The sequence below is a fragment of the Methylophilus sp. genome (assembly GCF_052173275.1).
Classification (GTDB): domain Bacteria; phylum Pseudomonadota; class Gammaproteobacteria; order Burkholderiales; family Methylophilaceae; genus Methylophilus.
On record NZ_JBQMUL010000002.1, the window covers coordinates 2,556,479 to 2,582,557 of the forward strand.

Annotated in this window: 29 protein-coding genes, 1 tRNA gene and 1 other RNA gene; 14 read left to right on the plus strand and 17 right to left on the minus strand. The window is 47.7% G+C overall.

The window, feature by feature from the left end; genetic code table 11:
- Positions 1-18: 18 nt before the first annotated feature.
- A complete protein-coding gene (locus ACTS9Y_RS13450) occupies positions 19-258 on the plus strand; it encodes a hypothetical protein (protein ID WP_442586439.1) in 240 nt (79 codons plus the stop codon).
- 79 nt (positions 259-337) lie between these two features.
- Here ACTS9Y_RS13450 and ACTS9Y_RS13455 read toward each other — a convergent pair whose 3' ends face one another.
- Entirely contained in the window at positions 338-526 is a 189-nt protein-coding gene (locus tag ACTS9Y_RS13455; RefSeq protein WP_442586440.1) for a hypothetical protein, read from the minus strand.
- A 225-nt stretch (positions 527-751) separates the two neighbouring features.
- Here ACTS9Y_RS13455 and ACTS9Y_RS13460 point away from each other — a divergent pair, with 225 nt between their 5' ends.
- Positions 752-1,171, plus strand: coding sequence for a DUF3693 domain-containing protein (locus tag ACTS9Y_RS13460; protein ID WP_442586441.1), 420 nt, complete (start codon positions 752-754; stop codon positions 1,169-1,171).
- Here the strand turns inward: ACTS9Y_RS13460 and ACTS9Y_RS13465 are convergent.
- The gene (locus tag ACTS9Y_RS13465) at positions 1,160-2,083 is read right to left on the minus strand and encodes a DNA-binding protein (RefSeq protein ID WP_442586442.1); all 924 of its coding nucleotides are present in this window, start codon (positions 2,081-2,083) and stop codon (positions 1,160-1,162) included. The genes ACTS9Y_RS13460 and ACTS9Y_RS13465 overlap by 12 nt on opposite strands.
- Before the next feature lie 236 nt (positions 2,084-2,319).
- Here ACTS9Y_RS13465 and ACTS9Y_RS13470 point away from each other — a divergent pair, with 236 nt between their 5' ends.
- A complete protein-coding gene (locus ACTS9Y_RS13470) occupies positions 2,320-2,706 on the plus strand; it encodes a hypothetical protein (protein ID WP_442586443.1) in 387 nt (128 codons plus the stop codon).
- 209 nt (positions 2,707-2,915) lie between these two features.
- Here the strand turns inward: ACTS9Y_RS13470 and ACTS9Y_RS13475 are convergent, their stop codons facing one another.
- From ACTS9Y_RS13475 to ssrA, 3 genes are all read right to left on the minus strand, one after another.
- Positions 2,916-3,377 (minus strand): hypothetical protein, encoded by a 462-nt coding sequence (locus ACTS9Y_RS13475; RefSeq protein WP_442586444.1) that lies wholly within the window; start codon positions 3,375-3,377, stop codon positions 2,916-2,918.
- Positions 3,378-3,391: 14 nt separating this feature from the next.
- Positions 3,392-3,538 carry a hypothetical protein gene (locus ACTS9Y_RS13480; RefSeq protein ID WP_442586445.1) on the minus strand — a complete coding sequence of 49 codons (147 nt, stop codon included), beginning with the start codon at positions 3,536-3,538 and terminating at the stop codon, positions 3,392-3,394.
- Positions 3,539-3,703: 165 nt separating this feature from the next.
- Positions 3,704-4,069: a transfer-messenger RNA gene (ssrA, locus tag ACTS9Y_RS13485) on the minus strand.
- Positions 4,070-4,150: 81 nt separating this feature from the next.
- Here ssrA and ACTS9Y_RS13490 point away from each other — a divergent pair.
- Entirely contained in the window at positions 4,151-5,020 is an 870-nt protein-coding gene (locus tag ACTS9Y_RS13490; protein ID WP_442586446.1) for a prephenate dehydrogenase, read from the plus strand.
- Between the two features lie 14 nt (positions 5,021-5,034).
- The gene (gene aroA / locus ACTS9Y_RS13495; protein ID WP_442586447.1) at positions 5,035-6,315 is read left to right on the plus strand and encodes a 3-phosphoshikimate 1-carboxyvinyltransferase; all 1,281 of its coding nucleotides are present in this window, start codon (positions 5,035-5,037) and stop codon (positions 6,313-6,315) included.
- Here the strand turns inward: aroA and ACTS9Y_RS13500 are convergent, their stop codons facing one another.
- On the minus strand, positions 6,316-6,537 hold the full coding sequence (locus ACTS9Y_RS13500; RefSeq protein WP_442586448.1) for a DUF2061 domain-containing protein: 222 nt from the start codon (positions 6,535-6,537) through the stop codon (positions 6,316-6,318).
- Positions 6,538-6,626: 89 nt separating this feature from the next.
- Here ACTS9Y_RS13500 and cmk point away from each other — a divergent pair, with 89 nt between their 5' ends.
- The 6 genes from cmk to ACTS9Y_RS13530 all read left to right on the plus strand — a co-directional run bounded on the left by cmk (position 6,627) and on the right by ACTS9Y_RS13530 (position 11,832).
- On the plus strand, positions 6,627-7,325 hold the full coding sequence (gene cmk / locus ACTS9Y_RS13505; protein WP_442586449.1) for a (d)CMP kinase: 699 nt from the start codon (positions 6,627-6,629) through the stop codon (positions 7,323-7,325).
- A 159-nt stretch (positions 7,326-7,484) separates the two neighbouring features.
- Positions 7,485-8,981, plus strand: a complete 1,497-nt coding sequence (gene rpsA / locus ACTS9Y_RS13510; protein ID WP_379055711.1) for a 30S ribosomal protein S1 — start codon at positions 7,485-7,487, stop codon at positions 8,979-8,981.
- A 15-nt stretch (positions 8,982-8,996) separates the two neighbouring features.
- Positions 8,997-9,281, plus strand: coding sequence for an integration host factor subunit beta (locus ACTS9Y_RS13515; RefSeq protein WP_379029822.1), 285 nt, complete (start codon positions 8,997-8,999; stop codon positions 9,279-9,281).
- 170 nt (positions 9,282-9,451) lie between these two features.
- Positions 9,452-10,678, plus strand: coding sequence for a lipopolysaccharide assembly protein LapB (gene lapB / locus ACTS9Y_RS13520; protein WP_442586450.1), 1,227 nt, complete (start codon positions 9,452-9,454; stop codon positions 10,676-10,678).
- Positions 10,679-10,710: 32 nt separating this feature from the next.
- The gene (gene pyrF / locus ACTS9Y_RS13525) at positions 10,711-11,406 is read left to right on the plus strand and encodes an orotidine-5'-phosphate decarboxylase (protein WP_442586451.1); all 696 of its coding nucleotides are present in this window, start codon (positions 10,711-10,713) and stop codon (positions 11,404-11,406) included.
- 111 nt (positions 11,407-11,517) lie between these two features.
- On the plus strand, positions 11,518-11,832 hold the full coding sequence (locus tag ACTS9Y_RS13530) for a ComEA family DNA-binding protein (protein ID WP_442586452.1): 315 nt from the start codon (positions 11,518-11,520) through the stop codon (positions 11,830-11,832).
- A 243-nt stretch (positions 11,833-12,075) separates the two neighbouring features.
- Here ACTS9Y_RS13530 and ACTS9Y_RS13535 read toward each other — a convergent pair whose 3' ends face one another.
- The gene (locus ACTS9Y_RS13535; RefSeq protein ID WP_442586453.1) at positions 12,076-12,330 is read right to left on the minus strand and encodes a hypothetical protein; all 255 of its coding nucleotides are present in this window, start codon (positions 12,328-12,330) and stop codon (positions 12,076-12,078) included.
- A gap of 194 nt (positions 12,331-12,524) precedes the next feature.
- Positions 12,525-12,680 carry a PEP-CTERM sorting domain-containing protein gene (locus tag ACTS9Y_RS13540; RefSeq protein WP_442586454.1) on the minus strand — a complete coding sequence of 52 codons (156 nt, stop codon included), beginning with the start codon at positions 12,678-12,680 and terminating at the stop codon, positions 12,525-12,527.
- A 178-nt stretch (positions 12,681-12,858) separates the two neighbouring features.
- Here ACTS9Y_RS13540 and ACTS9Y_RS13545 point away from each other — a divergent pair, with 178 nt between their 5' ends.
- Entirely contained in the window at positions 12,859-13,242 is a 384-nt protein-coding gene (locus ACTS9Y_RS13545; RefSeq protein ID WP_442586455.1) for a DUF6232 family protein, read from the plus strand.
- 496 nt (positions 13,243-13,738) lie between these two features.
- Here ACTS9Y_RS13545 and ACTS9Y_RS13550 read toward each other — a convergent pair.
- Positions 13,739-13,828, minus strand: a tRNA-Ser gene (locus ACTS9Y_RS13550).
- Between the two features lie 348 nt (positions 13,829-14,176).
- On the opposite strand from ACTS9Y_RS13550, the gene exaC reads away from it, so the two are divergent.
- Positions 14,177-15,697, plus strand: coding sequence for an acetaldehyde dehydrogenase ExaC (gene exaC / locus ACTS9Y_RS13555; RefSeq protein WP_442586456.1), 1,521 nt, complete (start codon positions 14,177-14,179; stop codon positions 15,695-15,697).
- Between the two features lie 95 nt (positions 15,698-15,792).
- Entirely contained in the window at positions 15,793-16,170 is a 378-nt protein-coding gene (locus tag ACTS9Y_RS13560; protein ID WP_442586457.1) for a DUF779 domain-containing protein, read from the plus strand.
- A gap of 51 nt (positions 16,171-16,221) precedes the next feature.
- Here ACTS9Y_RS13560 and cheZ read toward each other — a convergent pair whose 3' ends face one another.
- The 8 genes from cheZ to ACTS9Y_RS13600 all read right to left on the minus strand — a co-directional run bounded on the left by cheZ (position 16,222) and on the right by ACTS9Y_RS13600 (position 25,957).
- Positions 16,222-16,908 (minus strand): protein phosphatase CheZ, encoded by a 687-nt coding sequence (gene cheZ, locus ACTS9Y_RS13565; protein ID WP_442586458.1) that lies wholly within the window; start codon positions 16,906-16,908, stop codon positions 16,222-16,224.
- 2 nt (positions 16,909-16,910) lie between these two features.
- Positions 16,911-17,309, minus strand: coding sequence for a chemotaxis response regulator CheY (gene cheY, locus ACTS9Y_RS13570; RefSeq protein ID WP_055831421.1), 399 nt, complete (start codon positions 17,307-17,309; stop codon positions 16,911-16,913).
- Between the two features lie 112 nt (positions 17,310-17,421).
- On the minus strand, positions 17,422-18,495 hold the full coding sequence (locus tag ACTS9Y_RS13575) for a protein-glutamate methylesterase/protein-glutamine glutaminase (protein ID WP_442586459.1): 1,074 nt from the start codon (positions 18,493-18,495) through the stop codon (positions 17,422-17,424).
- A 27-nt stretch (positions 18,496-18,522) separates the two neighbouring features.
- Positions 18,523-19,131 (minus strand): chemoreceptor glutamine deamidase CheD, encoded by a 609-nt coding sequence (gene cheD, locus ACTS9Y_RS13580; RefSeq protein WP_442586460.1) that lies wholly within the window; start codon positions 19,129-19,131, stop codon positions 18,523-18,525.
- A gap of 2 nt (positions 19,132-19,133) precedes the next feature.
- Positions 19,134-20,030, minus strand: coding sequence for a CheR family methyltransferase (locus ACTS9Y_RS13585; protein ID WP_442586461.1), 897 nt, complete (start codon positions 20,028-20,030; stop codon positions 19,134-19,136).
- A gap of 42 nt (positions 20,031-20,072) precedes the next feature.
- Positions 20,073-20,780 (minus strand): formaldehyde-activating enzyme, encoded by a 708-nt coding sequence (fae, locus tag ACTS9Y_RS13590; RefSeq protein ID WP_442586462.1) that lies wholly within the window; start codon positions 20,778-20,780, stop codon positions 20,073-20,075.
- A 54-nt stretch (positions 20,781-20,834) separates the two neighbouring features.
- Positions 20,835-22,946 (minus strand): methyl-accepting chemotaxis protein, encoded by a 2,112-nt coding sequence (locus tag ACTS9Y_RS13595; protein ID WP_442586463.1) that lies wholly within the window; start codon positions 22,944-22,946, stop codon positions 20,835-20,837.
- A 335-nt stretch (positions 22,947-23,281) separates the two neighbouring features.
- On the minus strand, positions 23,282-25,957 hold the full coding sequence (locus tag ACTS9Y_RS13600; RefSeq protein ID WP_442586464.1) for a methyl-accepting chemotaxis protein: 2,676 nt from the start codon (positions 25,955-25,957) through the stop codon (positions 23,282-23,284).
- Positions 25,958-26,079: the final 122 nt, after the last annotated feature.

Sequence of the window (26,079 nt, forward strand, 5' to 3'; positions counted from 1 at the left end):
ACAAAGGGAGACACTGCCGTGACACAAAGTGAAAAAGAAGAATTTGCAAACATGATAGGTATGGCTTTAGGAAGCATGATCCCTGTGATCCACGCTTTTCCACCGACCAGTAAAGAGGCGACGAAAGAAACCATTCTGGGCTTGCAAATAATGCTGGGCAATTCTGCGGGCATTCCGCCAGAAGCCAAATCTTTCATTAATGGCGCTATCAGTATGATGGTGCACTGGACTGACCACCCTCCTGCGGTTACTAACTAACAAATCATTCGCGGTTTCCCTCAACCGAGACCGCGAACACTCTTTGCACCCCCACCCAGACCCACACTGCCTAATATCTTCACGCATAGATCGCCCCAGCTTCTGCCCTAGCCTGCTCACGGCGTATCACGTAGTTGATGTCGTCACGGATGTGTGACGGGATAAAATTAAACGCCCTATAGGCGTAGTTATTGGGCTGATGCCCTGCTGCACGTAACAGCCGTTTCTTTTCGGCTGTACTAAGTTTCTGCCACTCCTGAATATTCATTTTCGCCCCTTAAGTTAACCCCTCCGATTGGCACCCTGATAAGTTTGGGTCCTGCCAGCGGAGCCAAGTAATCGGAGTAACTTGTCTGGCTGGATGCCGGAAGCTGGCAGGCAAGGCGAAATATAGTCAAATACCGTTCGACGTGTCAAACGTCATTTGACCGTTGAATGTCAAAGAATCATTGACTATTATGGTGCCACTTACAACTAGGACTGGATGCCTATCATGAACAGTACAAATCGTTATCTCGACGCCATCAAATCTAAGACTGGCGCGCCTTCCGACTATGTTTTAGCTTCGAAAATGGAGTTAACTAGATCTGCGATCAGCGCTTATAGAAAGAAAAACGTACATTTCGATGACAAAACATGCCTGAAAGTGGCGTCAATACTAGAGATCGACCCATTCTTGGTGGTCAGTGAGATTCACATGGATAGAGCTAAGACAGAGGAGGAAAAAACACTGTGGAAAAGCCTCTTTCAGAAGCTTGGAGGGGTGGCTGCCTTGTTATTAATTACCACCGGTGTAACTGCCCTGCAACCCGCGCCAGCTATGGCGGCAGGCATTTCAAATGCAGACAATGATTTATACATTATGCGAAGTGTTTTGAATTTAGGTCTCATCTGCACATACTCATTTAAGTAATGCCTTTTTTCTTTCAATTTGCTTTAACTTGTTTGACGCGACTAATTGCTGGCGCTGCGACTCTTTTAATTGCCCTTTGATCACGCCCACATTTTCGCGTAACTCATTTACCAGTTTTTGGTTCTTGGCTGATTGGCTTTTATTGACTGCATGTTCTGTCAGCAATGCTTTTTTTAACTCAGCGATTTCAGATTCCAGCTTATATGTACGCTGCCGCTCCCTGTCGACATCCAGAAATGATTTCGCCTCCAGCTTCCTGAATCGTTCTTCTGAAAACTTCAACGCAGCATGCAGCTTGTTCAGCTCGGTATCAAATTCATTATTGATACTCTTTAGCGAACCTTCCAAGGCTGATTTCTCATACTGCAGCGTTTTGACTGATTCTTTGTGAGTAGCTGATACCTGATGATCAATCAGGAATCTTTTTTCGCTCTCCTGCAGCTGCTTTCTAAGCATGGCCAGCTCTGAAGACTGTTCAATGTTGAGCGACTCCAGCTTCTTAAGTTGCGCCTTGCAATTTTCTAACTCCAGCCTGTTACTACTTTCAAGACCATTGATGGCTGAGTGCTTTTCTTTGACGTTTTGCCTGGCGACCTCCAGGGCGGATTTCCATAAGGTACTAAGGGCTTCGCCAGCGAATTCGCGCAAACTGTCCGGCAAACCAGAGTGCTCAATATCCACCCTGTTTTTAAGTCTGAGTTCCGACCAAAAGTTACTTACTGCCTGCGCAGGTATCGACATGGTGCCTTTGCGCACAAGCTGATAAAGCTTATTCGCGGTCGGCTGGATCCCGTATCGAAAAAACATCAGTCGGCAGACTTCTCTATATAAATCTTTTGCTTGTGGGAATTGAATGCGTAGTGTCTCTACGTCCTGGACAAGTTTTGCTTCATTGCTATGCGTAAGGTTCATGTTGTTTCTATGGCTATCAGTTTGCTTGGTTTCCTTTTGTGACAAATTTATAACGTATTTAGTTTGCAAAAAATTTCTTCCACCCGCTGAGTAAAGATTCCTATTGATACAAAAGCCCTATCGCTGATAGAGTCGTAATACATTAAGTTTATTATTTAATGTATTGATTTAAATGATTTATTAATTTCTATCAATGTAATTTATGGTCATAATAATCATAGGAAAAGGGAAATCATATGAAAAATAAAACCATGCAAAATAAAAGCAGAGTTGAGAAAATACACACGCAACATTCATTGAATTGGAGTTTAAAAATCGGCAAATATTTAGGGACATTAAATCTGCAAAAAGCGATAAAACTCGCCAACGTAAAACCAGTGGTATTTCATCGCTGGATATCCGGCGCGCTGGCAGCACCGGCAAATAAGCTTGAACGCATCAAGCATCATGCTTTTGCCGTCACGAGAAGGAAACCTCGAAAACAGCTTAATCAGCTCAAAATCAATGACACTGACGAACAGACTATCAGGGCGCGGTTTGTTTGGAAGCAGATGATCTTTGATCAATTGCGCATGGTGGCAAAGCGCAGGTTCTGTATTCGCTTGAAAATGCAATATAGCTGACGCGTATATTAAAAACAGACTTTTGAGAAATGGATACACAACAAAAAACCCGCTCTTGAGCGGGTTTTTTTGACGACATATACTGCATTAGTTACTTAAGATTGGTGGGCTGGGGACAATCAAACAAAGCCATATAAGCCTTTATTTAAGCCATTCTATTGGATTTAAAATAACAAGATACCCCCAAAGATACCCCAATTAATCAAAAGTCACTCTACTAAAGGTGTCTCAGCACTCACACCTAGGCCTAGGCCTTGGTCTTGCTGTACTCGGTAGGCAGCTGTTAACAGTTCACTTACGCCGTCACTATCGGTCGGGCATGCTACATAAGCTTTAACGTATGCCCCATAGGCGTTTTTGGCTCTAACGTTTACAACTAACATGCCGTAACCTTCTTCTATGTAGTGCCTTGAAATAGGGTTTTCTGTTATGTTCAAATCGGATTTACCTAATGTATAACTACTGTGAACATAAGCCGAGTCCGGGTCATTAAAGTCCGCTTTATGAAGATTTAGGCATTTATTCTCTGGTGACCATGGAATATATCTTGCCGGAATTAAGTGTGAGGATTCTGATTGATTTTGATTAGAAAATACCACTACCAAAATGCATATCACCAGCACAGCTAATAGAATTAAAGGGCCTCGGTATATTTCATTTTTATTACCCATTTTTTATTAAACCTTTAATGAAACTCTAAAACAGAGGATTTACCCTCCGCAACTTGTACATACAAGCCCATTTCATCGTAAAGCTTGTATGGTGCTTTGCGTGGATTGCCATTTTCATCTTTGTGCGTTTTGGCTTTTAAGGTAACGTCAGAAAGTGCCATTTGGGGTATCTCCCATTGGGGTACGTGTAGATACCCCAGAAAATACCCCCAATAGATGGGGTATGTCAATACATCACATGATACGTTCTGAGAGTAGGTATAAATGAAAAAACCCGCATTTACGCGGGTTTGTGAGGTGTTTTGGTATTTCTTGATTTGGGTAATTGGTGGAGCTGGGGGGAATCGAACCCCCGTCCGCAAGCCCTCCACAGACAGTTCTACATACTTAGCTGCGTTGTTTATATTTAACCGTACACTCACCAACGAGCAAGCAAGGGTAAAGCGAGTTGCCTTGGATTTAATGCGTGATTAAGCAACCCAACCACGCACGATTCTCTCTAAATGACGCTGCTGCCGGTTACCCGGCCCGACCGAGAGACTCTTCGGGGCAGCGTTCAGCCGGTATTAAGCGGCTAAAGCGTAAGTTTCGTCGTTTGCGACTATACTTTTTCAGATGGATTTACGAGGAAACCTGAACCCTCGGTATGCCCTGCACTGCTTTGCAACCCACGTCGAAACCTGGTCAGCCCCAAAGCAAGCTTTTAATTATACGCCTGAAACCCATACTAGCCAAACTTCAGACGCACTTGTATGACATGATACAATTCCTGAATGTTCAAGAAAATTGTAATATTTGGCGTGGGATTGATTGGCGGTTCAGTCGCCTTGGCACTGAAAAAGCTGCCCAATCCGCCAAAGATCATTGGCGTTGGCCGCTCAAATCAAAGTCTGCAGGAAGCATTAAATTTAGGATTGATTGATGCCGCAGAAACGAATGTTGCAAGCGCGCTAGAAAATGCAGATTTAGTCCTCATCGCAGCGCCTGTTGCACAAACGCCAGCCATTCTAAAATCTATTCGTCCTCATCTTTCTGTGCACATAGTGATCACGGATGCGGGCAGCACAAAATCTGATGTCATGGCTTATGCACAGGCCGAACTGGGCGAAAAATTTAACCAGTTTGTGGGCGGACACCCCATCGCCGGGGCTGAAAAAAGCGGCCCAGCTGCGGCAATGTCTGATTTATATATAGGCAAAAACGTCATTCTTACACCAGCGACTGTGACCAGCGCAGAGGCTGTACAAAAAGTGACTGCGCTATGGCAAAACTGCGGTGCGCTCGTGTCCAATATGCGTCCGGAAGAACATGACAGTGTATTCGCCGCAGTCAGCCATTTGCCGCATTTATTGGCATTCGCCCTGGTAGAGGATTTAGCCAAGCGTGACAATGCAGAATTACTGTTTAAATTTGCCGCCAGTGGCTTCCGTGACTTTACCCGGATTGCTGGCAGCCATCCTGAAATGTGGCGTGATATTGCATTGGCAAATAAACAGGCCTTATTACAAGAGCTCAATACCTATCAACAAGCGGTGAGTGAAATGACGGCATTGCTTGAAAATAATGATGATGAAGGTTTGTTTGCGTTATTTGAACATGCCAGCAACGCCCGTAATGCCTGGGCTAAATCCAAAACTCAATAGTAGACTCAATATATATGGAACAACTGCATTTAGCTGCCGCCACACAAGCAACAGGTACGATCACATTACCCGGCTCAAAAAGCATTTCCAACCGCACCTTGTTGCTGGCAGCGCTTTCTGACGGGGTGACAGTGATACGCGACTTGCTCGACTCCGATGACACAGCACGCATGCTGGAAGCGCTGCAATCGCTAGGGATTAAGCTGGAAAACATCGATGAAAACGCCTGGCGCGTGACCGGGTGTGCTGGTAACTTTCCAAACAAGCAGGCGGACTTGTTTCTTGGCAATGCAGGCACAGCCTTCAGGCCGCTGACAGCAGCACTGGCTTTTTCAAATGGCAGTTACCATTTGCATGGTGTGCCGCGCATGCATGAGCGCCCGATTGGTGATTTGGTCACAGCACTTCAGCAAGCAGGGGCCGATATCAGTTATTTGGGCAACGAGCACTACCCTCCCCTGCAAATATCCCCGGCAACAATCGATGTCAGCCAGCCGATTCAAATCCGTGGTGATGTCTCCAGCCAGTTTCTGACCGCGTTGCTGATGGCGTTGCCGCTGACAGGCCAGGCAGCCACGATAGAAGTGGTCGGTGAGTTGATTTCAAAGCCTTATATTGAAATCACGCTTAACCTGATGCAGCGTTTTGGTGTCACTGTAGAACGAGATGGCTGGCAAAGTTTTCATATTCCAACGGCCACAAGTTACCAATCCCCAGGCGAGATTTACGTTGAAGGTGATGCCTCGAGTGCTTCATACTTTATTGCGGCAGGTATCCTGGCGGGCGATGTCACCGTGCAAGGCGTTGGCCAGCACAGTATTCAGGGCGATATTCTGTTTGCGGAAGCGGCCAAACTGATGGGTGGCCGTATCAGCTATGACGAGAATCATGTACGCGCAGAAAAAACGGGGGCACTCAAGGCGATTGACCTGGATTGTAACCATATTCCTGATGCTGCCATGACGCTGGCGGTGATGGCGGTGTTTGCGCAAGGCACAACCACCTTGCGCAATATAGCCAGCTGGCGCGTGAAAGAAACTGACCGCATTGCTGCCATGGCGACAGAATTGCGCAAAGTGGGGGCAACCGTCACAGAAGCGGCTGACGCTATCGAGATTACGCCACCTACAAAGCTGATTGAAAATGCAGTGATCGATACCTATGATGACCACCGCATGGCGATGTGCTTTTCATTGATCAGCCTGGCCGGTGTGCCAGTCACGATTAACGACCCTAAATGCGTGGCTAAAACCTTCCCCGAATACTTTAAGGTGTTTAGTAGTATTGCGCATTAATCAGGCAGCGTAAGCCCACTCATGTTCATCCGCCTCTTTAACGGCGGCATGCCCATGCTGATGGTGGTTCCAAGCCCGCTCATGGAAATAAAATACGACAGTATTAATGGCAGGCTCAATCAGCGCCATCAGGCCACCAATCAGGATGCTGCCGGTGAGCAGGTAGGCAATGCTAAAAGCCACGCTGAAATGCAGGATAGCGAAAGAAAATGTTTTAATCATGAGGTGCTCCTTAATCGTTAGGCACATCATATAAAACCCTATTTATTTAATCCAATTCATTGTTTTTAAGTATTCGATAAGCAAAATTTATGACTGAACTACCCTTATGGCCAGTGATTGCCATTGATGGCCCTTCCGCTTCCGGTAAAGGCAGCGTCGCAGAACGTGTCGCAGCCGTATTTGGCTTTCATTACCTGGATTCCGGCGCACTCTATCGCTTGCTGGCTTATGCAGCGCACACACAATCTGTGTCATGGTCAGACGCAGCTAAACTGGCAGACATCGTCTCGGCGATGGATATCAAGTTTGAGGGCGGTGAAGCGTTTTTAAATGGTGTTCATGTCAGCCCACATATTCGCACCGAACACATGGGTAAAGGTGCTTCCGAGGTCGCTGTACACCCTGAGGTGCGCACTGCCCTGCTACAAACTCAAAGAAATTTCAGGAAAATGCCTGGCTTGGTGGGAGATGGACGCGACATAGGCTCGGTCATTTTCCCGGATGCTGCATTAAAAGTATTTCTCACCGCAGGCGTTGAGACCCGTGCCCAACGCCGCTATGATCAACTCATCCAACGCGGCGACACTGCCGATTACGATACGATTCTGGAAGATCTGAGGCAGCGCGACCTGCGTGACACGCAACGCGCTTCAGCTCCCCTGAAACAATTGCCGGATGCGATGTTGGTGGATACGACGAAAATGAATATCGCCCAAGCCGTCGATATGATTGTAGACGCCTTTAAAAAAGACCACGGAAATTACATAAAAAACGCTTTAAGTCATTGAAGTGAATAATTTTTTTGTGTATAGTTCCAGATTCGCGTTATCTCTGGCGCCAGCTGGATGTGACATATATTAACTTTATCCGTTGCCTGCTTATCTTGAGTAGCAATGGCGCGTATAACGGCATGTGTTGTTTTACGTGTAAATTTGGACAATTTTTTAATGGCTTCTATTTCTAATTCAACCTCTTCTAACGAATCTTTTGCAGCCCTCTTCGAAGAAAGCCTGGCCCGCCAGGAAATGCGCGCTGGTGAAGTGATCACCGCCGAAGTAGTCTCTGTAGACAATGATTTCGTGATTGTTAACGCTGGCCTTAAATCCGAAAGCGTGATTAATGCCGGTGAGTTCAAAAATGCCCAAGGCGAACTTGAAGTTGCTGTAGGCGACTTCGTCAAAGTGGCGATTGAAAAGCTGGAAGATGGTTTTGGTTCTACACAACTGTCTCGCGAAAAAGCGAAGAAAATGCAAGCATGGCTGGATCTGGAAGAAGCCATGAACGAAGGCCGCGTTGTTAAAGGCTTTGTCAGCAGCCGTGTTAAAGGTGGCCTGCGCGTTTCTGTCAGCGGCATCATGGCATTCTTGCCTGGTTCACTGGTAGACATCCGCCCGGTGAAAGACACGACTCCTTACGAAAACAAAGAGTGGGACTTCAAAGTCATCAAGCTGGACCGCAAGCGTAACAACATCGTTGTTTCACGTCGCGCAGTCATGGAAGACACCCTGGGTGCTGACCGTGAAGCATTGCTGGGCAGCCTGACTGAAGGTGCTGTAATCAAAGGTATCGTTAAAAACATCACTGACTACGGCGCGTTCGTGGATCTGGGTGGTATCGATGGCCTGTTGCACATCACTGACCTGGCATGGCGCCGTGTGAAGCACCCATCTGAAGTGCTGACCGTTGGTGAAGAAGTTGAAGCCAAGATCCTGAAATTCGACCAAGAGAAAAACCGTGTTTCTCTGGGCATCAAACAATTGGGCGACGACCCATGGGTGGCATTGAGCCGCCGTTACCCAGTAGGCACACGCCTGTTCGGTAAAGTGTCTAACCTGACTGACTACGGCGCGTTTGTTGAAGTAGAGCCGGGTATTGAAGGTTTGGTACACGTGTCTGAAATGGACTGGACTAACAAGAACATCCATCCGGGCAAAATTGCTCAATTGGGCGACGAAGTTGAAGTGATGATCCTGGAAATCGACGAAGACCGTCGTCGTTTGTCACTGGGTATGAAACAGTGCAAACCAAACCCATGGGATGATTTCGCTGCAACGCACGCTAAAGGCGACAAAGTATCTGGCCAAATCAAATCCATCACTGACTTTGGTGTGTTTATCGGTCTGCCAGGCGGCATTGATGGCCTGGTTCACTTGTCTGACCTGTCATGGACACAGTCTGGCGAAGAAGCGATCCGCAACTTCAAGAAAGGTGACGAGCTGCAAGCCGTTATCCTGGCAATTGATGTTGAGAAAGAGCGTATTTCTCTGGGCGTGAAACAGCTGACTGAAGATCCAAGTGGCAACAGCGCGCCAATTGGTGACGACAAAGGCGGCAAACCAAAAGCCAAAAAAGCAAAAACAGATGATGTCCTTATCGATGAAGCTTCAGCGGGTACCACTAACCTGGGTGCTTTGTTGAAAGCTAAATTGGACAGCAAAAAATAATAAAGGCTTTAGGTCATGACTAGATCTGAACTTATCGATTTACTTGCACAGCGCTTTCCGCAATTAGTGCTGAAAGATGCCGAGTTATCTGTCAAAACCATCCTCGATGCGATGACAGAGAACCTGGCGACTGGCGAGCGTATTGAAATCCGCGGTTTTGGTAGTTTCAGTTTGAACTACCGCCCGCCTCGTTTGGGACGCAATCCTAAAACTGGCACCAAAGTACAGGTGCCAGCCAAGTATGTGCCTCATTTCAAGGCAGGCAAGGAACTGCGCGACCGCGTAGACGCTATGGAGTAAATCAGCCTTTGCTGACAAAAACGGCATCTCAATGAGATGCCGTTTTTTTTCGCCGTGCTTTGCCTGAATGGCATCGCCATCGCTTTACTAAATTCATGGCATCGCCATATTCATGCCAACACCTCAGGCGCTTAAGGTAAAATAGGCGCTATCTAAAAAAGAGACCTTGTATGCTGGTTGAATTTGAATATTGGTGGTTATTGATTTTGCCACTGTTTTTCACGCTGGGCTGGATCGCCGCTCGCGTGGATATCAAGCAGTTGATCGCAGAATCGACCTCCCTGCCCGCTACTTATTTCAAAGGCCTGAACCTGCTGATTGCGGACCAGTACCACAAAGCGGTAGATGCTTTCAGTGAAGCGCTCTACCTGAATAAGGATTCGCTTGAGTTGCATTTTGTATTGGGCAGCCTGTTCCGTCGCACCGGCGAAACTGACCGTGCTATCCACCTGCATATGAATCTGCTGGAAAACTATGAGTTGACTGAGCAGCAATCTACTTCGATTAAAGTGGAACTGGCACAGGATTACTTTAAAGCCGGATTATATGACCGCGCGGAAGAATTATTTTTAACTTTGCGTCATACACGTTATGAACAGGCCGCATTACGCCATTTGCTCGAAATATATGTGAAAGAGCGGGAGTGGTCGCAAGCAATTGCCATGGCAATTGAATTAGAAGGCTCATCCGGGATTTCTTATCGCAAAGAAGTCGCCCAGTATTACTGTGAGCTGGCCGTCAACGCGATCATTCAGAAAGACTGGCAGCATGCCACCGACCTCCTGGTGCAAGCCCTGGATGCAAACAAAAACTGTGTACGCGCCAATGTGCTGCTAGGCGATATGGCGGCACAGCAAGAAGATCACGCAGCGGCGATCGCCTTCTGGAAAAGAATCGAAATGCAGGATCCGGAATACCTGGGCCTGGTCGCACAAAAAATGCTGAAAAGCTATGCCGCTTTGCGAGAAGGTGATGCAACGGCCGGCAACGCGTCCAAAGGCTTAAAAGAAGGCCTGGCCCAGTTGAGTCAATACCTGGAGTCCTACCAGTTAAGCAGCATGATGTCAGTGTTATACGAGGCCACGTTGCAAGCTGAAGGCGCCGATACGGCAGCCAAACTGGCGCGGAATGAACTGATACGCAAGCCCAGTTTAAAATCACTGGACCAATTGCTGCAGGCTCGTGCCATGCTGGAAGATGAACAGCATGATTTACAGCTTATGCAACAAACCGTACGTAATGCCATCGGCGACCGCGCGGCCTATTACTGTGACCAATGTGGTTTCCGCGCCAAGCAATACCACTGGCAATGCCCAGCCTGCAATGCCTGGGAGTCTCTCCCCGCCGAGCCGACTGAAGCCACCATCCGTGACATCAAGTTGCTTAAACGCAAATAATTGTTCTTTCACTGTTTTTGTACTGAGCACTCATGACTGATAGCAAAATTATTGTTGCCCTCGACTACGCCGATGCGGCCTCTGCGCAAGCACTGGTTGCTCGCCTGGACCCTGCCCTGTGCAAATTAAAAGTCGGCAAAGAACTGTTTACCGCTGCAGGCCCTGCCTTTGTCGAATCGCTTGTAAAACAGCACTATGATGTGTTTCTTGACCTGAAGTTTCATGATATCCCCAACACCGTAGCCAAGGCCTGCCAGGCCGCGGCTAATCTTGGCGTATGGATGCTGAATGTACACGCCAGTGGCGGCCAGCCCATGATGCAAGCGGCACGTGAGGGTCTGGATAAAGCGTTTGGTGCAAAAGCGCCTTTGCTGATTGCCGTGACTGTGCTCACCAGTATGGATGAACCAACTCTGCATAGCCTGGGTATCCAGCGCTCTTTAAGTGATCACGTATTGGCACTTGCCCGCCTGACTAAAGATGCCGGGTTAAACGGAGTTGTCTGCTCCGCTCAAGAAGCTGCCATGCTCAAACAGGCACTTGGCCCAGCATTCTGCCTGGTGACCCCGGGAATTCGTCCGGCGGATGCAAGCAAGGACGACCAAACCCGGATTGTGACACCTAAGGAAGCGATGTCGCTGGGTTCTCACTATCTGGTCATTGGCCGCCCAATTACACAAACAGCTGATCCCATTGTTGCATTAAACACAATTATCAATAATATTTAACATTAATTAACAAATTAAAGGCAGCGGCCCGTGACAGCGGGCTCCTCACTATTAGAATAAAAGCAGGCTAACTATTGGCCTGCTTTTATTTTTTTACGATCAGGAGAAGCTATGAGATACACATTTTTAGTGACTTTAATGTTGTTACTTTCATCCCCATTTGCTTATGCCGCAGTGGATATCAATACTGCCAGCCAGGCTGAACTGGAGAGCCTGAATGGCATAGGCCCGGCAAAGGCTCAGGCTATTATTGAATACAGGAAAAAGAATGGCGGTTTCAAAACTGTAGAAGAAATAGACCAGGTACCTGGGATAGGCCAGGCAACCCTCAACAACCTGAAGAAAGATATTAGCGTAGGCGCCAAAAAAGCATCCCCGGCAGACGCTGTAAAAAGTGACAAAACAACAGAGAAAAGGAAACCATAAAACTTAAATCAATAAGGCTTCAATCGCATGTAGTCTGTAGCTTGAATGCATTAAAACCACTTATTGAATAAAATGAAAAAACACCTCTTGAGGTGTTTTTTCATTAACTGAGTAGGGTCAACTTAATATAAGAAAAGCTTATCTTAAGGTTGCAGTTGCCTGATTGTCGGAATAATTACCAAGTTTTTGCAAGGATACCTGAGATGTAACACGCTGAAGTGTTACCTACTCTAAGTGCTTTAATTATTCAGTCTCAAACTTCATCAGCACTTCTTCATCAGCCACCATATCCAGGATTTCATCACTCAACTCTTCCGTGCATTCACTGCTCCATTCAGCGCCAGCTTTAGGATCTTCAGTAAACATCGGCAAGAAACTCATGTACATAAATCGACCATCCTCAAGTTTGATCGCTTGAACGTCGTCCGGATGTTCAACTAAATCCCAAGCGTCAGGAACGTCCATCTCCAGTTGTACATTGACTAATAGTTTTTTCATTTTGTGTCCTTCATTATTTGTGGTGGCTACAGAGGTTGCTGGAGTAAAACGCTAGGACACTTGTACCACATTAATGCGTTAAGCCAGTGACATTTTAAGTGGCGAGGCTGTAACCCAGAAGCACTTGTTTCTCCCAAAACAACATTGAGTGTGATAGAGGTGAGAGCTGATTCAACTATCAGGAAATCATCTGCCTACTTCTGGCGAAACACAATCACGCCAATAAGCCCCAATCCAAGCAGCATCAAACTCATGCTCTCAGGCTCTGGTACAGGTGAATTAGTAGGGGTGGCGGCATGCGCGCTAATGGAAGCAATCAAGCCGGTGAGTAAAATCAATTTATGCAACATATTACGATTCTCTTTTTATTTTTTGTTAGGGGTAACGCCAGGGATATTCTATGAGGCGCGCAAAGCAACAACAATGACCCGCTTTGGCTAAGACTAAAGGACTAGATATATTGTTATTATTAGTTAATTTATAGTAATATAATGTTAACACATCTTGATGACATTACGGAGGTGATTTATGGAAGAATCCATTTACTTTAGCTATCAAGGGATCAGCGTCAGTAATACGCGATTCATTGTCAACGGCAAGGCTATCGCCATTAAGAATGTGACTACGGTTGAATCCAAAACACTCAAACCTCCCCTTAATTTTGCCAGGGTGTGTCTGTTTGGCGGCCTGGCACTTCTCTTTGGTAATGGCAACCTGCCCTACATCGGCCTCTTTTCGATGGTCTATGGCGGCATGCTGTGGTTCCTGGCCACACCCAAATACGCAGTGGTTATACATACCCTAGCCGGAGACATTCAGGCATTCATAGGTGAGAACATCCTGGACGTTGAAAGTGTCTTAACGGCATTTAATGTCGCTATCGCCTTAAGAGGATCATCAGCGCAAGATTAAGAAATCCATTTAAGCAAACCCTCCTCCCTCTTGCACAGCCGAGAGGTTTTTTTTGCTTGAATGCGCTTAAACCTCACTAATTTCGCAGGTAAAACCCACAAGGAATAAACTCAGGAATAACTCCTATTGGCATAACGAATGATTCCTTGCATTCTAGTTAAGGGCTTATTTGCCACTAGGACAGTTTGAGATGAGGCAACTTGTTTCAAGCTGGGTAAATCAGCCCCACCCTAATTCGTCAGACTGTATGGGTATCTCCGAGTGTTTATAAGGCATCCCTTAAGGGTGCCTTTTTCTTTTGAGACTCAGCACCATAAGGCTTTATTTAAATTCATGCTGACCCCAGCTTCTTCCAGTCATCAGGCTAATGATGATTTCTCGAGAAGACTGTTTGCCAACGATTCAGAGAGCATCACGCAATCATGCTGCTAAAAAGAAAAAGCCTGCGGTCTGTCACTTATTGATTAGTCACAGAAAACAGGCTTCACTGTACTGCTGGCGGAGAGAGAGGGATTCGAACCCTCGATAGAGTTGCCCCTATGCCACCTTTCCAGGGTGGTGACTTAAACCGCTCATCCATCTCTCCGAAAGAAGGCGCGATTATAGCTGATTCCCCATAACGCGCCAAATGATTTATAGCGGAACAATCAGATTGCAGAATAGCGCGATTTAACGCCAGCGCCACACGTGTAAGCGATTGAACTTTTCAGGATTAAAGCAACTAACTCAGTTATCTTATAAATCATTAGAAACACAGCAAAAACGCTTGATTTTGTGGGTTTTAAGGGTTAATGTTTATCCCGTTAATCATCTTAAAAAGCCTTATTTTAAGCGGCTTTACAGATGATTTTTCAGATTATTGAACTCACGTTCAATATGGCGGTTTGGAGAGCAGTTCTGCTATAACATCTATACAAAAAGTACAGGAGTGATTATGAGTTTGGATCTATTGAAAGCCATGGGAGTAAAAGTCCCTTACAAGGCAAAATATGACAACTTTATTGGTGGCAAGTGGGTCGCACCAGTGAAGGGTGAGTATTTTGATGTGATTTCCCCCATTACTGGTAAGCCTTACACGCAGGCTGCCCGCTCCAGTGCTGAGGATGTCGAGCTGGCGCTGGATGCCGCGCACGCAGCAGCTGATAAATGGGCGAAAACTTCTGCGGCAGAACGCTCTAATTTATTGCTGAAAATTGCAGATCGTATCGAACAGAATCTGGAACTGATCGCCACCGCTGAAACCGTCGATAACGGTAAACCTATCCGTGAAACGATGAATGCAGATATCCCATTAGCTGCTGACCATTTCAGGTATTTTGCCGGTGCGCTGCGCGCGCAGGAAGGCAGCCTGAGCGAGTTGGATGAGACCACTGTGGCTTATCATTTCCATGAACCACTAGGCGTGATCGGCCAGATTATCCCCTGGAACTTCCCTATCTTGATGGCTGCCTGGAAACTGGCACCAGCCGTTGCTGCAGGTAACTGTGTCGTGATGAAACCAGCGGAATTCACGCCTATCAGCATCCTGATATTGATGGAAGTGATTGGGGACATATTACCGCCTGGTGTGATGAACATCGTGAACGGTTATGGCCGTGAAGTGGGCGCCCCGCTTTCTAACAGCAAGCGCATTAATAAAATCGCCTTTACCGGCTCCACAGCCACTGGCCGCTTTATTGCCCAGGCGGCAGCCAATAACCTGATTCCGGCGACGCTGGAACTAGGCGGCAAATCACCTAACATTTTCTTTGAAGATATCATGTCTGCTGACGATGACTTCCTCGACAAAGCGGTTGAAGGCCTGGTGCTGTTTGCGTTTAACCAGGGTGAGGTCTGTACCTGTCCATCACGTGCACTGATTCAGGAATCCATTTACGACAAATTCATGGAGCGTGTATTGCCGCGTGTCGCTGCGATCAAACAAGGCAACCCGCTGGACCCTAACACCATGATAGGTGCGCAAGCCTCACAAGACCAGATCAACAAGATCCTGTCTTACATGGATATTGGTCAACAGGAAGGTGCGCAACTGCTGTGTGGTGGCGAGCGTAATGTCCTGGGTGGTGACCTGGCAGAAGGTTACTATGTGAAACCAACGCTGTTTAAAGGCCACAATAAAATGCGTATCTTCCAGGAAGAGATTTTTGGACCGGTATTGGCAGTGACTACCTTTAAAGATGAAGCAGAAGCCTTGAGCATTGCCAATGACACGATCTTTGGCCTGGGTTCTGGCGTCTGGTCACGCGATGGTAGCCGTGCTTATCGTATGGGCCGCGGTATCAAAGCTGGCCGTGTCTGGACCAACTGTTACCACGCCTACCCTGCTCACGCGGCGTTTGGTGGTTATAAAGAGTCAGGCATTGGTCGCGAGACGCACAAAATGATGCTGGACCACTACCAGCAAACTAAAAACCTGCTGGTCAGCTACAGCCCGAAAAAACTGGGTTTCTTCTAAGCGCAGGGTGAATCATCACTTGATCTAAAGTAGTTTAAAAAGGGGCGAATTTTTCGCCCCTTTTTTGTCTTTAAGATAAATATTGAGGAAAAACCATGGCTGAAAGACTTTCTGCAACACCCAGTGCGCTCACATTGATTGAACAGCTCACCCAGCAGCACGGCCCGATAGTGTTCCTGCAATCTGGCGGTTGCTGTGAAGGCAGCGGCCCCATGTGCATGCCCGCCGCAGAGTTCAGGCCCAGCCCGTCGGATGTGAAGCTAGGTGTACTGGCGGGCGCCATCTTTTATATGGGCGACAGCCATTTCAGCTTTATGGCGAATACGCATACCATCCTCGATGCAGTGCCCGGCTCCAGCGGCTCATTTTCACTCGATTGTGGCAGCGGCTTTGCTTTTATCACGCGTGGCCGTGTCTACACCGATGATGAGTTAGCGGCATTGCCGGTGGAGGAGCGCGTCGGTTATGCATAAGCAAAAAGGGCCCACGGGCCCTTTTTGTTATTTTGCTTGAAAAATCAGTTTTTAAAATCCTAAACTATCCAGCAAATCGTCAACCTGTTCCTGGTTAGAAACCACATCCACTGTATTGTGCGGGTTGATTTGCGGGCCATTCAGCAATGAATCGGAAGGCTCTTCTTTTTTGGCACCGGGCGAAAAGTCCACCAGCACTTGCACCAGTTGTCTCTCCAGCTCCTGTACCAAGGTAGTGATTTTCTTGATCACTTGCCCGGTCAGGTCCTGGAAATCCTGCGCCATCATGATATCCATCAGCAACGATTTAGTGGTTGCCGTATTTTTATCTGCCAGAGACAGGTATTCCAGCGTTTCATGCACCACAGAATCATATTCGGATTTGAGTGCCGAACTCGCCATCACCTCTTGCCAGCGTGCCTTTAACACACTGGCCCTGTCAGCGAGCTCAGACTGCAATGGCGTGGCCAGGTCAGTGGCATTCAATACACGTTCAGCGGCCTGCTCGGTCATTTTGGCGACATAGTTCAAGCGGTCACGCGCATCTGGGATTTCCTGCGCCACTTGTTCCAGCACCTTGTCGTAACCCAATGCACTCAGGCTGTCGTGCAGCGTGCGTGTCATGTGGCCAATCCGGCTGATCATATCTTCTTGTTGGTTATCGTTCAGGTTATGCATCAAGGCAGAAGCCATATCTACCATTGCATTGTCTTGATTCGGATTGACAGCTTCGGTCATGGTTACGCCTCGCCTTTTTCCAGTTTCTCAAAGATTTTAGATAATTTTTCTTCCAGCGTAGCCGCAGTAAAAGGCTTCACCACGTAACCGTTCGCTTTTGCTTGCGCGGCTGCAATGATGTTTTCTTTTTTGGCTTCCGCCGTCACCATCAACACTGGCAATTTGGATAATTTCGCATCTGCACGAATATTTTGCAGCATGGTCAGCCCATCCATATTTGGCATGTTCCAGTCAGACACCACAAATTCGAAATCACCACTGCGTAGTTTGCTCAATGCATCGGCACCATCCTCTGCCTCCTCGACATTGTTGTAGCCCAGCTCTTTGAGCAGGTTACGCACAATTCTGCGCATGGTGGAAAAATCATCAACCACCAGAAATTTAGTATTCGGATTGCCCATTTGTTACTCCGCTATCATTAGTGACATATTTTATAGTCAGCATTATCAACCGGGATGGTATCAATGCTAGCGCCAATAAAGCGCTGAATTGCCTGTTTGTTCTTTACCAGGTTTAAACGCGCATCGCGCGTTCACTATTGGTTGCCAGGTAATGCAACACTAGCCTTGGCAGGTCTTTTAAATGCCCGATCTCATGCACGCCACCATGTGCAACCGCTTCACGAGGCATGCCGTAGACGACGCAGCTATCTTCATTTTGCGCAAAGTTGTAAGCCCCGGCTTCTTTCATTTGCAACATGCCCACCGCGCCATCTTTACCCATGCCGGTCATGATAATGCCTATGGCATTTTTACCGGCGTGCGTCGCTGCAGAATCAAACAATACATCTACAGAAGGCTTGTGTCTATTCACCGGCTCGCTATCAGACAGGCGAGTGACGTAGTTGGCACCACTTCTGGCCAACAGCAAGTGTTTGTCACCCGGCGCAATGTAAGCGTGGCCTGGCAAGATCCGCTCATTATCCACGGCTTCTTTCACTGAGATCTTGCATAGGCTGTCCAAACGGTCAGCAAAGGATTTGGTAAACCCTGCTGGCATATGTTGCGTGATTAACACGCCAGGACAGTCTGAAGGCATTTGCATTAAAAATGCCTTGATGGCTTCGGTACCACCGGTAGAAGCGCCAATGATCAGTAATTTTTCACTGCTGATCAAAGGGTTACGGATGGCATTTTGTACCTGGCCGCCGGCAGCTGATGCTTTGGCTATGCTTTGCAACGTGCTGACTTTGGCTTTGGCAGCCGTGCGGATCTTATCGGTAATTTCATCGGCATATTGCTGCATGCCCTGCGAGATACCCATTTTGGGTTTGGTCACGAAATCCGTGGCGCCCAGTTCCAGCGCACGCAAGGTGATTTCAGAACCCTTTTCTGTCAGCGTAGAAACCATCACTACCGGCATAGGCCGCAGGCGCATGAGTTTTTCCAGGAAATCCAGCCCGTCCATCCTCGGCATTTCCACATCCAGCGTCAGCACATCCGGGTTCAATTGCTTGATCATTTCACGCGCGACCAAAGGGTCAGGCGCGGCGCCTACCACTTCCAGGTCTTTGGTGTCATTGATCAGACCTGTCAGCAAGCTGCGGATCAGCGCAGAATCATCAATGACTAATACTTTGGTTTTCATATGATTTCCTTTTTATAATTATTATTATCAAAACAAATCGATATCGCCGCCCACATCGTTGGTTTTCAGCTTGCTGGAGTAAGCCTGCTCGCGTTTGACCAAGGTGTAGTTGTTCAGTTGTTTCAGTTTTTTCACCAGCACTTTGCCAGTTTTGGGAAAATAATAGACTTTACGCGGATAAATATCCAGCAGGTCCTCCCCGGTCACTTTAATACCTTCATCTTTGAGGTATTTTTTAACGAACTCTGCATTGCGATCACCGACGTTATTGGTTGTGAAACTACGCAAAACATTGCCTCCGCCAAAAATCTTGGCTTCGAGATTCTCACGCTTGGCGCCATTCCTCAACAACTGGTTGATCAGTACTTCCATGGCATAAGTGCCATAGCGCATCGATTCTGACACAGGGCTATCACGATCTGCGCTGCCACTCTCAGGCAACATGAAGTGATTCATGCCGCCAATGCCAGACCTGGTATCGCGGATACAGGCAGATACGCATGAGCCAAGCACCGTGACAATCAGCATATCCTTATCGGTATAGTAATATTCTCCAGGAGAGATCTTAGCTGCATCGCAATTAAATGTTCTGTCAAAGTAGAGGGTGTTTGCAATATCTTCTTGTGAAACACTCATGACTATTTCCGATTCATTAACAGGCTGGAACGAGCCGCGCCATTAGTTTTTAGTTTGTAAACGGTTTTACCCAGCAATTGCAATTGGTTGGAAACATAGAGGAAATTCTCTGAATGCCCGGCCAGCAGCAAGCTGTCTTCATTCATCAGTGTAATAAATTTTTCAATGATTTTGCTTTGTGTGGGCTTGTCAAAATAGATCATGACATTGCGGCAGAAAATCACATCATAGCCGTCACGAAACGGCCATTGCTGATCCAGCAGGTTGAGCTGGTGAAAGTGAATCAAATCGCGTACCGATTTTTTCACTCTGACTAATCCATCGTGCTTGGCAGTGCCTTTTTCAAAGAACTTGCGCAGCCTGGATTCGTCCATTTTTTTAATGCGGTCTATCGGGTATACACCCGCACTCGCAGTCGCTAATACATTGGTATCGATGTCAGTCGCGATGATTTCTACCGGGGGTTTGAGCGAATTAAATGCCTCACACGCGGTAATGGCAATGGAATAAGGCTCTTCGCCGGTCGAAGCCGCAGAACACCAGATACGGATTGGTTTTGAATGCTTGTTTAAAGAAGCAAGCTTGGTCAGATGTTCTGCCAAGATGGGAAAATGATGCTCTTCCCGGAAAAAAGAAGTCAGGTTGGTTGTCAATGCATTGGTAAATGCCTGCCATTCGTCTGAGTTCTGGTGTTGTTCAAGCTTATCCAGATACAGCTTGAAGCTTTGCATATCAAGTGCACGTAAACGCCTGCCGATTCGGCTGTACACCATATCCGTCTTTGCATCGGACAATGAAATGCCTGCATGGCGATAAATCAGACTTTTAATTCTGACGAAATCATCGCGCGTAAACAAAAACTCGCGATCTTCTTGTTCTTGTTTTTTCAAGGCAGCCACTTCGTTATCCTATGCAAATCCGTTGGGTTCCATTGGCTTAAATTAAGCCTTTGTAGTGTTGATGCGCTCTTTCATTTGATCGATCGCTAATTCAACTTGTTTCTCTTCGCGTGCTTTTGCTTCAGCACTGGTGCGTGCATACTTGCTACGCTCTTGCATTTGAGTGATGGCCAAAGCAGCTGCGGTGTCATCAGCACGACGGTTCTGTGCTTCTGGTGTTTGTGCCGCAAACGGGTGCAAGGCTTCTTTGTATTGTTTCACTACATCAGCCGCTTTAGGCTCGCGGTTGATCGCGGCTTTCAGTGCGATTTTTGTCGCGCGGTAGTTCCAGTCCTGGATACGGTCATCCATATCTGCTTTGCTGTCGATGAACACGCCTACGCAAATAAATACGTCATCGGCTTCTTCCAGAGGAATCGTGCCATCAGCGACGCAATCCATCACAGCCATTGCCACGCCACGCTGTGCCGGGCCAAACATCTGAGTCGCCTGGCGACCATCTTTAATTGTTACTTTGTTAAACATTACGGTGTTTGGCTTTACCATCATGTTTGGCGCTGCAATCGCCAATAAACCGTTTACTCCTTGTTTTTGATCGGTGAGCGTACGACAAAATGCGTCTTCTGCAGCGCTACCGCGTGGTCCTAAGATCAAGTCAATGTGGGCCACATTTTTCAAATCCAGACCACCTTCAGGACGGTCCTCAATCACCAAGCCTTCACCAATCAATACTCTATCAATCACTGCCATTTTTATGCTCCTGTTAATTAAAAGTACTACTTTATAAAGGGCTTACAGCGTGCCCTATCCATTACTGACTTGACGGTAATCTTCCGTCCAGCCTGCATTCTCGTGACGCGAACTCTTCGCATTGCCTTCTACAATAAATACACTCACCGCTGTTGCCAGCTCATTCGAGTGATCCATCAGTGATTCGGCAGCCGCAGCCGCTTCCTCAACCAGGGCGGTGTTTTGCTGTGTCACATCATCCATACGGATCACCGCATCATTGACCAGGGCAATGCCAGCACTCTGCTCGTTAGAAGCCGAGGCGATCTCGCCGATAATGATGCTGACGCGTTTGACCGAGCTCACAATCTCATGCATGGTTTTGCCGGCTTCTTCAACCTGGCGGCTACCTTCTGCAGTCTTGTTGACCGAGTCATTAATCAATTCTTTAATTTCGCGCGCAGCTACGGAAGAACGCTGGGCAAGGTTACCCACCTCGGCAGCCACCACCGCAAAACCGCGACCCTGTTCACCGGCACGCGCAGCTTCAACCGCGGCGTTCAGCGCTAGGATATTGGTCTGGAAGGCAATGCCGTCGATGACAGAAATAATGTCTTCAATCTTGCGTGCGCTTTCGTTAATGTCGCTCATGGTGTGCACCACAGCATTGACCACATCGCCACCTTTGACAGCCACTTGCGAAGCCTGGGCTGCCAATTCATTGGCTTGTTTTGCGTTTTCGGCATTCTGTTTCACCGTTGAGGACAACTCATCCATGCTGGAGGCTGTTTTCTCAAGGTTAGCGGCCTGGTCTTCGGTACGACGGCTTAAATCTGCGTTGCCCTGGGCGATTTCTTTCGCTGCGATATTGATAGATTCAGCAGCGGCCTTCACCGTTAATACCGGCTCTACAATCATATCCAGTGTGTTGTTCATTCCCTCAACAATCCTGCGGTAATCGCCTGGATGGCGGCTGGCATCGGCACGCACAGTGACGCGCCCTGCTTTTGCTGCTTCGGCCAGCACTTCGGCATCATGATTCAACGCTTTCAGGTTACTGCGTACTTTTTCGATGGTCTGGTTGATTTCGGCTTTCTGGCCAGGGAACTGCTCTAAAGGCGCATCAAAATTACCATCACCAAACGCTTTGACGCAGGCCATGGCTTTTTGATTCAATTCGATATGGCCGGCAACAATCTTGTTGATCGCATCTGCCAGCACTGAGAACTGGCCTTTAAACATATCGGCACGCAAAGTCATATCGATATTGCCTTTTTCGTGCTCGCTATTGACCCAGTTCACTGAATCGACGATGCCTTTGAGGTTGCCGCGAATGCGATCAACACTCTTGTTCATGGCCGCTTTTTTGCCTGGCAGAGGCTCCAGCTGTGCAGTGAGGTCACCGCGGCCAATGCTGTCCATCACGGCGATGAATTTTTCGCTATCACCAACGTAGCCAGACACCATGGTATTGATATTTTGTGCAACTTGTTTAAAGTTGCCATCAAACCTGGTGATCTCAAGCAGTGTGTCGTACTCGCCCTGTGCATGTGCGCCGCTCATATTGGCTAAATCAGAAATCAAGGCATTGATATTGGTTTTCAGGCCGTCAAAGTGTGCATTCAATACTGAAAGATCACCTGGCAATGGTTGTAACTGAGCATCGAAATCGCCTTGGCCTAGTGCCAGCATGGCGTCACTTGTTTTTTGCAGGATATCTGCAGGCAAGGCTAAAGTCTGGTTAATGCCTGCTGCCATGTGACGATATTCGCCATGAAACTGGGTGAGATCGATCGCGGCATTAAAGTTGCCATTCGCATGTTCGGTAGCAATGTAGGCGATTTGCTGGCTGAGTTTTGCCAAAGTACTTTTTGCCTGATTTAATGCATTTAGCAGACTGATATCATCTGTAGGGGTTAAACCGCCTGCATCGCCAAAATCGCCTTCAGCAATATGTTGTGCGACTGCAATGGCCTCAGTAGCGTTGCCACCCAGCTGGTTTTTAGCGCTTAAAATAAATACTGCAGCCAGCCCTGTTGCACAGGCTATTACCCCTGCCCCCAAAGCCGCGTGAATGAAACTGATGGCGACGCCTGCGCCTGATACCACTAATAGCAAGCCTAATTGATACGATACCTTGAGACGTCCAAACCCACTTGCAAACACACCCGATTGACCTGACAACATGTCGTCACTCCTTGTTTTTTTAATTTCCAAAACCCTGTGATATGGTTTTTTGTACTATTTATCGCTATATATTGGCCATTATTCAATACCACCACAGGTTTTGAATGGTGTGAAAAAAGGGGAAACTTAGCTCTATTTTGGTAATTGCAAACCTAAAGAAATCAAAAAGGCAGGATTCAGCTGCGGCAGAAAATCATGCGCCAGCCTTTAAAGACTTTTAGCTTCGTGCAGAAAAGCCTGGCAGTAAGTCGTAATCAAATCATCAGCCTATAAAAATCAAACATAAAAAAAGCCGACCACAATTGCAGTCGGCTGTGAATGAAACAATGACTCAGCTAAAACTCTTCCCAACTTTCATCGTCAGTGCCGGTTCTTCGCGAAGTCCCTGGCGACTGAGCAGGTGCACTGGCGCTAGCCTGTGGCCTGCTACCTTTTTGTTGACTGAAATGTGAAACAGCGCTCTTAGTAAAGGTGTGTTGTGGCGCGGCTGTTTGCTTCACCGCATGTCCGCCCCCAAAGCTCTTGCCTTCCAGTTTGAACTGGCTGATGGCATCTGCCAGCTGATTGGCCTGGTCTACCAATGATTCTGCCGCAGCTGCAGCTTCTTCAACTAATGCCGCATTCTGCTGCGTGGTTTCATCCATGCTAGTCACGGCCTGGTTGACCTGGTCAATACCCGTGGTCTGCTCGGCAGAAGCCGCTGAGATCTCACTGATGATGTCAGCCACACGCTGTACAGATGACACAACATCTTCCATGGTGCTACCGGCATTCTCTACCAGGCGGGTACCTTCGGTGGTTTTGTTGACGGAGTCAGTGATCAGTTCTTTGATTTCCTTGGCTGCACTGGCTGAGCGTTGTGCCAGGTTGCGCACTTCACCTGCCACCACGGCAAAGCCTCTGCCCTGTTCACCTGCCCTTGCCGCTTCTACCGCTGCGTTCAGGGCCAGGATGTTGGTCTGGAAGGCGATACCGTCAATCACGGAGATAATATCTTCGATCTTTTTCGCACTTTCGTTGATGGCACTCATGGTCGCGACCACTTCGTTGACCACGGCACCACCTTTGACGGCGACGTCAGACGCTGTCAATGCCAGCTGGTTAGCTTGTTTGGCGTTCTCGGCATTCTGTTTCACGGTTGAAGCCAGTTCTTCCATGCTGGCAGCGGTTTCTTCCAGGCTGGATGCTTGCTGTTCTGTACGTGCTGACAGGTCGGCGTTACCGCTGGAGATCTCGTTGGCAGCCGTGGTAATGGTTTCTACGGCTTCTGTTACGGCAATGATTGGGTCTACCACCATATCCAGGGTGCTGTTGACACCTTCGATGATCTTGCGGAAGTCACCCTGGTGTTTGTCAGCGTCAGCACGTACGGTAATACGGCCTTCACCGGCAGCCTCGGCCAGCAGGTTGGTGTCTGCGACCAGGTTGTTGACAGCTTCGATGCTGGTATTGAGGTTCTCAATCATCTGGCTGTAATCACCTGGGTAATGATCGGTGATCTTGGCTGGAATATTGCCTCTCGCGATGTTGTCCAGGTACTCGGAGGTGATGGTTAATGGTTTCACCACTGCATCCAGTGTGCCGTTAACGCCGTCAATGACCTTGCGGAAATCACCATTGTGTTTGCTGGCGTCAGCGCGGGTAGACAAGGCGCCGTTTTGTGCAGCCAGTGCCAGTTCATTCGCATCTGCCACCAATGCATTCACTGCATCGATACAGGTGTTCAGGTTGTTGATGATCAGGCTGTAATCGCCCTGGTATTGCTCTGTGATACGCGCCGGGATATTGCCTTTGGCAATGTTATCCAGATAGCCGGAAGTCACACTCAATGGCTTCACGATGGCATCTAAAGTATTGTTCAGGCCTTCTACAATCATGCGGAAGTCACCCTGGTGCTTGCTTGCATCTACCCTTGCGCTCAAGCGACCTTCAACGGCGGCATGCGCAAGCTCATCTGCGTCACTGACCAGGCGTTTGATATTGCCACGCACCTGTTCGATTGCTTCGTTGACAAAGGCTTTTTTGCCTGGGAACTGCTTCAATGGTGCGTCGAGGTTACCTTCACCGAAGGCTTTAACCACTTCAATTGCTTCCTGGTTCATGGCAATGTGGCCAGCGACCATTTTATTGATGCCTGCGGCCATTTCGCCATAGCCACCTTTAAAGCGGGTCTCGTCCACTGTGCAATCAATATCACCTTCGTCGTGTTGCTGACTGACGTAGTTTAATGATTGCACCAGGCCATCCAGGGTCTTTTGCAAGACGCGGATAGAATAGGCCACGCTGGTTTTATCATTCGCTGGCAAATCTATTTTCTGGTTCAGGTTACCTTCACCAAAATTACGCGCGATTATCGTCAGTTCAGCAGGTTCCATACCTAATTGAGCACGCAAACGTCTGGTAATCAACACGCCGGTCACCACAATCACAGTCAGACATAACAAGGCGATAGCAGAAGATTGCCACAATGCTTTTTCTTTGATTGATGCGGCATTATCCGCATGGATCAGGCTGGTCTTCTGGTTGTACACCATATGATCATCCAGCTTGTTCGCCAGTTCAACTGCGACTTTATCGGCTTGCTGCAAAAGGATGGCGGCTTCAGGTGAGCCTGCATCGGACAAGGCAAGTACACGCGTCATCTGATCAAAATAACCAGCAAGCATATTCTGCTCTTGCGTGAACATTTCCTTGTCTGTGCTATCAGTCGTCAGGTCCTTGTAGCTATTCATGGCCTCTTCGACCACTTTACGGCGCTCCTGGATTTGCGCGGCTAGCTTTGCTTTTTCTGCTGGCGCCGTTGCAGACACATGTCGCAACAGGTTCAAGCGCAATCTCTGATAGAAGTTCTCAGCTTTGGAAAGCTCCAGAATGCTGGGAATGCTATTCGCATTGGCCTGATTGGTATATTCATATACCTTGACGACCTGAGTTAAGGTAAATCCGATCAGGATCACCATTGCAATCGCGCAAGAGGCGATCAACAGATACATACGTTTCGCTATTGTCATCACAAATCCCTAACCATCAAATTAAATTGTATAAATACTTATTTCTCGCACGATTATTGCAAAAATACAGTCGCTCACATGCGTTCATTAGAAGGGTTTTTACCCGCCAAATCAGCATACTG

Bases quoted from the DNA above. Each gene is read 5' to 3' on its own strand.
- ACTS9Y_RS13455 (WP_442586440.1), bottom strand. From the start codon at position 526: ATGAATATTCAGGAGTGGCAGAAACTTAGTACAGCCGAAAAGAAACGG.
- ACTS9Y_RS13460 (WP_442586441.1), top strand. From the start codon at position 752: ATGAACAGTACAAATCGTTATCTCGACGCCATCAAATCTAAGACTGGC.
- ACTS9Y_RS13465 (WP_442586442.1), bottom strand. From the start codon at position 2,083: ATGAACCTTACGCATAGCAATGAAGCAAAACTTGTCCAGGACGTAGAG.
- ACTS9Y_RS13470 (WP_442586443.1), top strand. From the start codon at position 2,320: ATGAAAAATAAAACCATGCAAAATAAAAGCAGAGTTGAGAAAATACAC.
- ACTS9Y_RS13475 (WP_442586444.1), bottom strand. From the start codon at position 3,377: ATGGGTAATAAAAATGAAATATACCGAGGCCCTTTAATTCTATTAGCT.
- ACTS9Y_RS13480 (WP_442586445.1), bottom strand. From the start codon at position 3,538: ATGGCACTTTCTGACGTTACCTTAAAAGCCAAAACGCACAAAGATGAA.
- ACTS9Y_RS13490 (WP_442586446.1), top strand. From the start codon at position 4,151: ATGTTCAAGAAAATTGTAATATTTGGCGTGGGATTGATTGGCGGTTCA.
- aroA (WP_442586447.1), top strand. From the start codon at position 5,035: ATGGAACAACTGCATTTAGCTGCCGCCACACAAGCAACAGGTACGATC.
- ACTS9Y_RS13500 (WP_442586448.1), bottom strand. From the start codon at position 6,537: ATGATTAAAACATTTTCTTTCGCTATCCTGCATTTCAGCGTGGCTTTT.
- cmk (WP_442586449.1), top strand. From the start codon at position 6,627: ATGACTGAACTACCCTTATGGCCAGTGATTGCCATTGATGGCCCTTCC.
- rpsA (WP_379055711.1), top strand. From the start codon at position 7,485: ATGGCTTCTATTTCTAATTCAACCTCTTCTAACGAATCTTTTGCAGCC.
- ACTS9Y_RS13515 (WP_379029822.1), top strand. From the start codon at position 8,997: ATGACTAGATCTGAACTTATCGATTTACTTGCACAGCGCTTTCCGCAA.
- lapB (WP_442586450.1), top strand. From the start codon at position 9,452: ATGCTGGTTGAATTTGAATATTGGTGGTTATTGATTTTGCCACTGTTT.
- pyrF (WP_442586451.1), top strand. From the start codon at position 10,711: ATGACTGATAGCAAAATTATTGTTGCCCTCGACTACGCCGATGCGGCC.
- ACTS9Y_RS13530 (WP_442586452.1), top strand. From the start codon at position 11,518: ATGAGATACACATTTTTAGTGACTTTAATGTTGTTACTTTCATCCCCA.
- ACTS9Y_RS13535 (WP_442586453.1), bottom strand. From the start codon at position 12,330: ATGAAAAAACTATTAGTCAATGTACAACTGGAGATGGACGTTCCTGAC.
- ACTS9Y_RS13540 (WP_442586454.1), bottom strand. From the start codon at position 12,680: ATGTTGCATAAATTGATTTTACTCACCGGCTTGATTGCTTCCATTAGC.
- ACTS9Y_RS13545 (WP_442586455.1), top strand. From the start codon at position 12,859: ATGGAAGAATCCATTTACTTTAGCTATCAAGGGATCAGCGTCAGTAAT.
- exaC (WP_442586456.1), top strand. From the start codon at position 14,177: ATGAGTTTGGATCTATTGAAAGCCATGGGAGTAAAAGTCCCTTACAAG.
- ACTS9Y_RS13560 (WP_442586457.1), top strand. From the start codon at position 15,793: ATGGCTGAAAGACTTTCTGCAACACCCAGTGCGCTCACATTGATTGAA.
- cheZ (WP_442586458.1), bottom strand. From the start codon at position 16,908: ATGACCGAAGCTGTCAATCCGAATCAAGACAATGCAATGGTAGATATG.
- cheY (WP_055831421.1), bottom strand. From the start codon at position 17,309: ATGGGCAATCCGAATACTAAATTTCTGGTGGTTGATGATTTTTCCACC.
- ACTS9Y_RS13575 (WP_442586459.1), bottom strand. From the start codon at position 18,495: ATGAAAACCAAAGTATTAGTCATTGATGATTCTGCGCTGATCCGCAGC.
- cheD (WP_442586460.1), bottom strand. From the start codon at position 19,131: ATGAGTGTTTCACAAGAAGATATTGCAAACACCCTCTACTTTGACAGA.
- fae (WP_442586462.1), bottom strand. From the start codon at position 20,780: ATGGCAGTGATTGATAGAGTATTGATTGGTGAAGGCTTGGTGATTGAG.
- ACTS9Y_RS13595 (WP_442586463.1), bottom strand. From the start codon at position 22,946: ATGTTGTCAGGTCAATCGGGTGTGTTTGCAAGTGGGTTTGGACGTCTC.
- ACTS9Y_RS13600 (WP_442586464.1), bottom strand. From the start codon at position 25,957: ATGACAATAGCGAAACGTATGTATCTGTTGATCGCCTCTTGCGCGATT.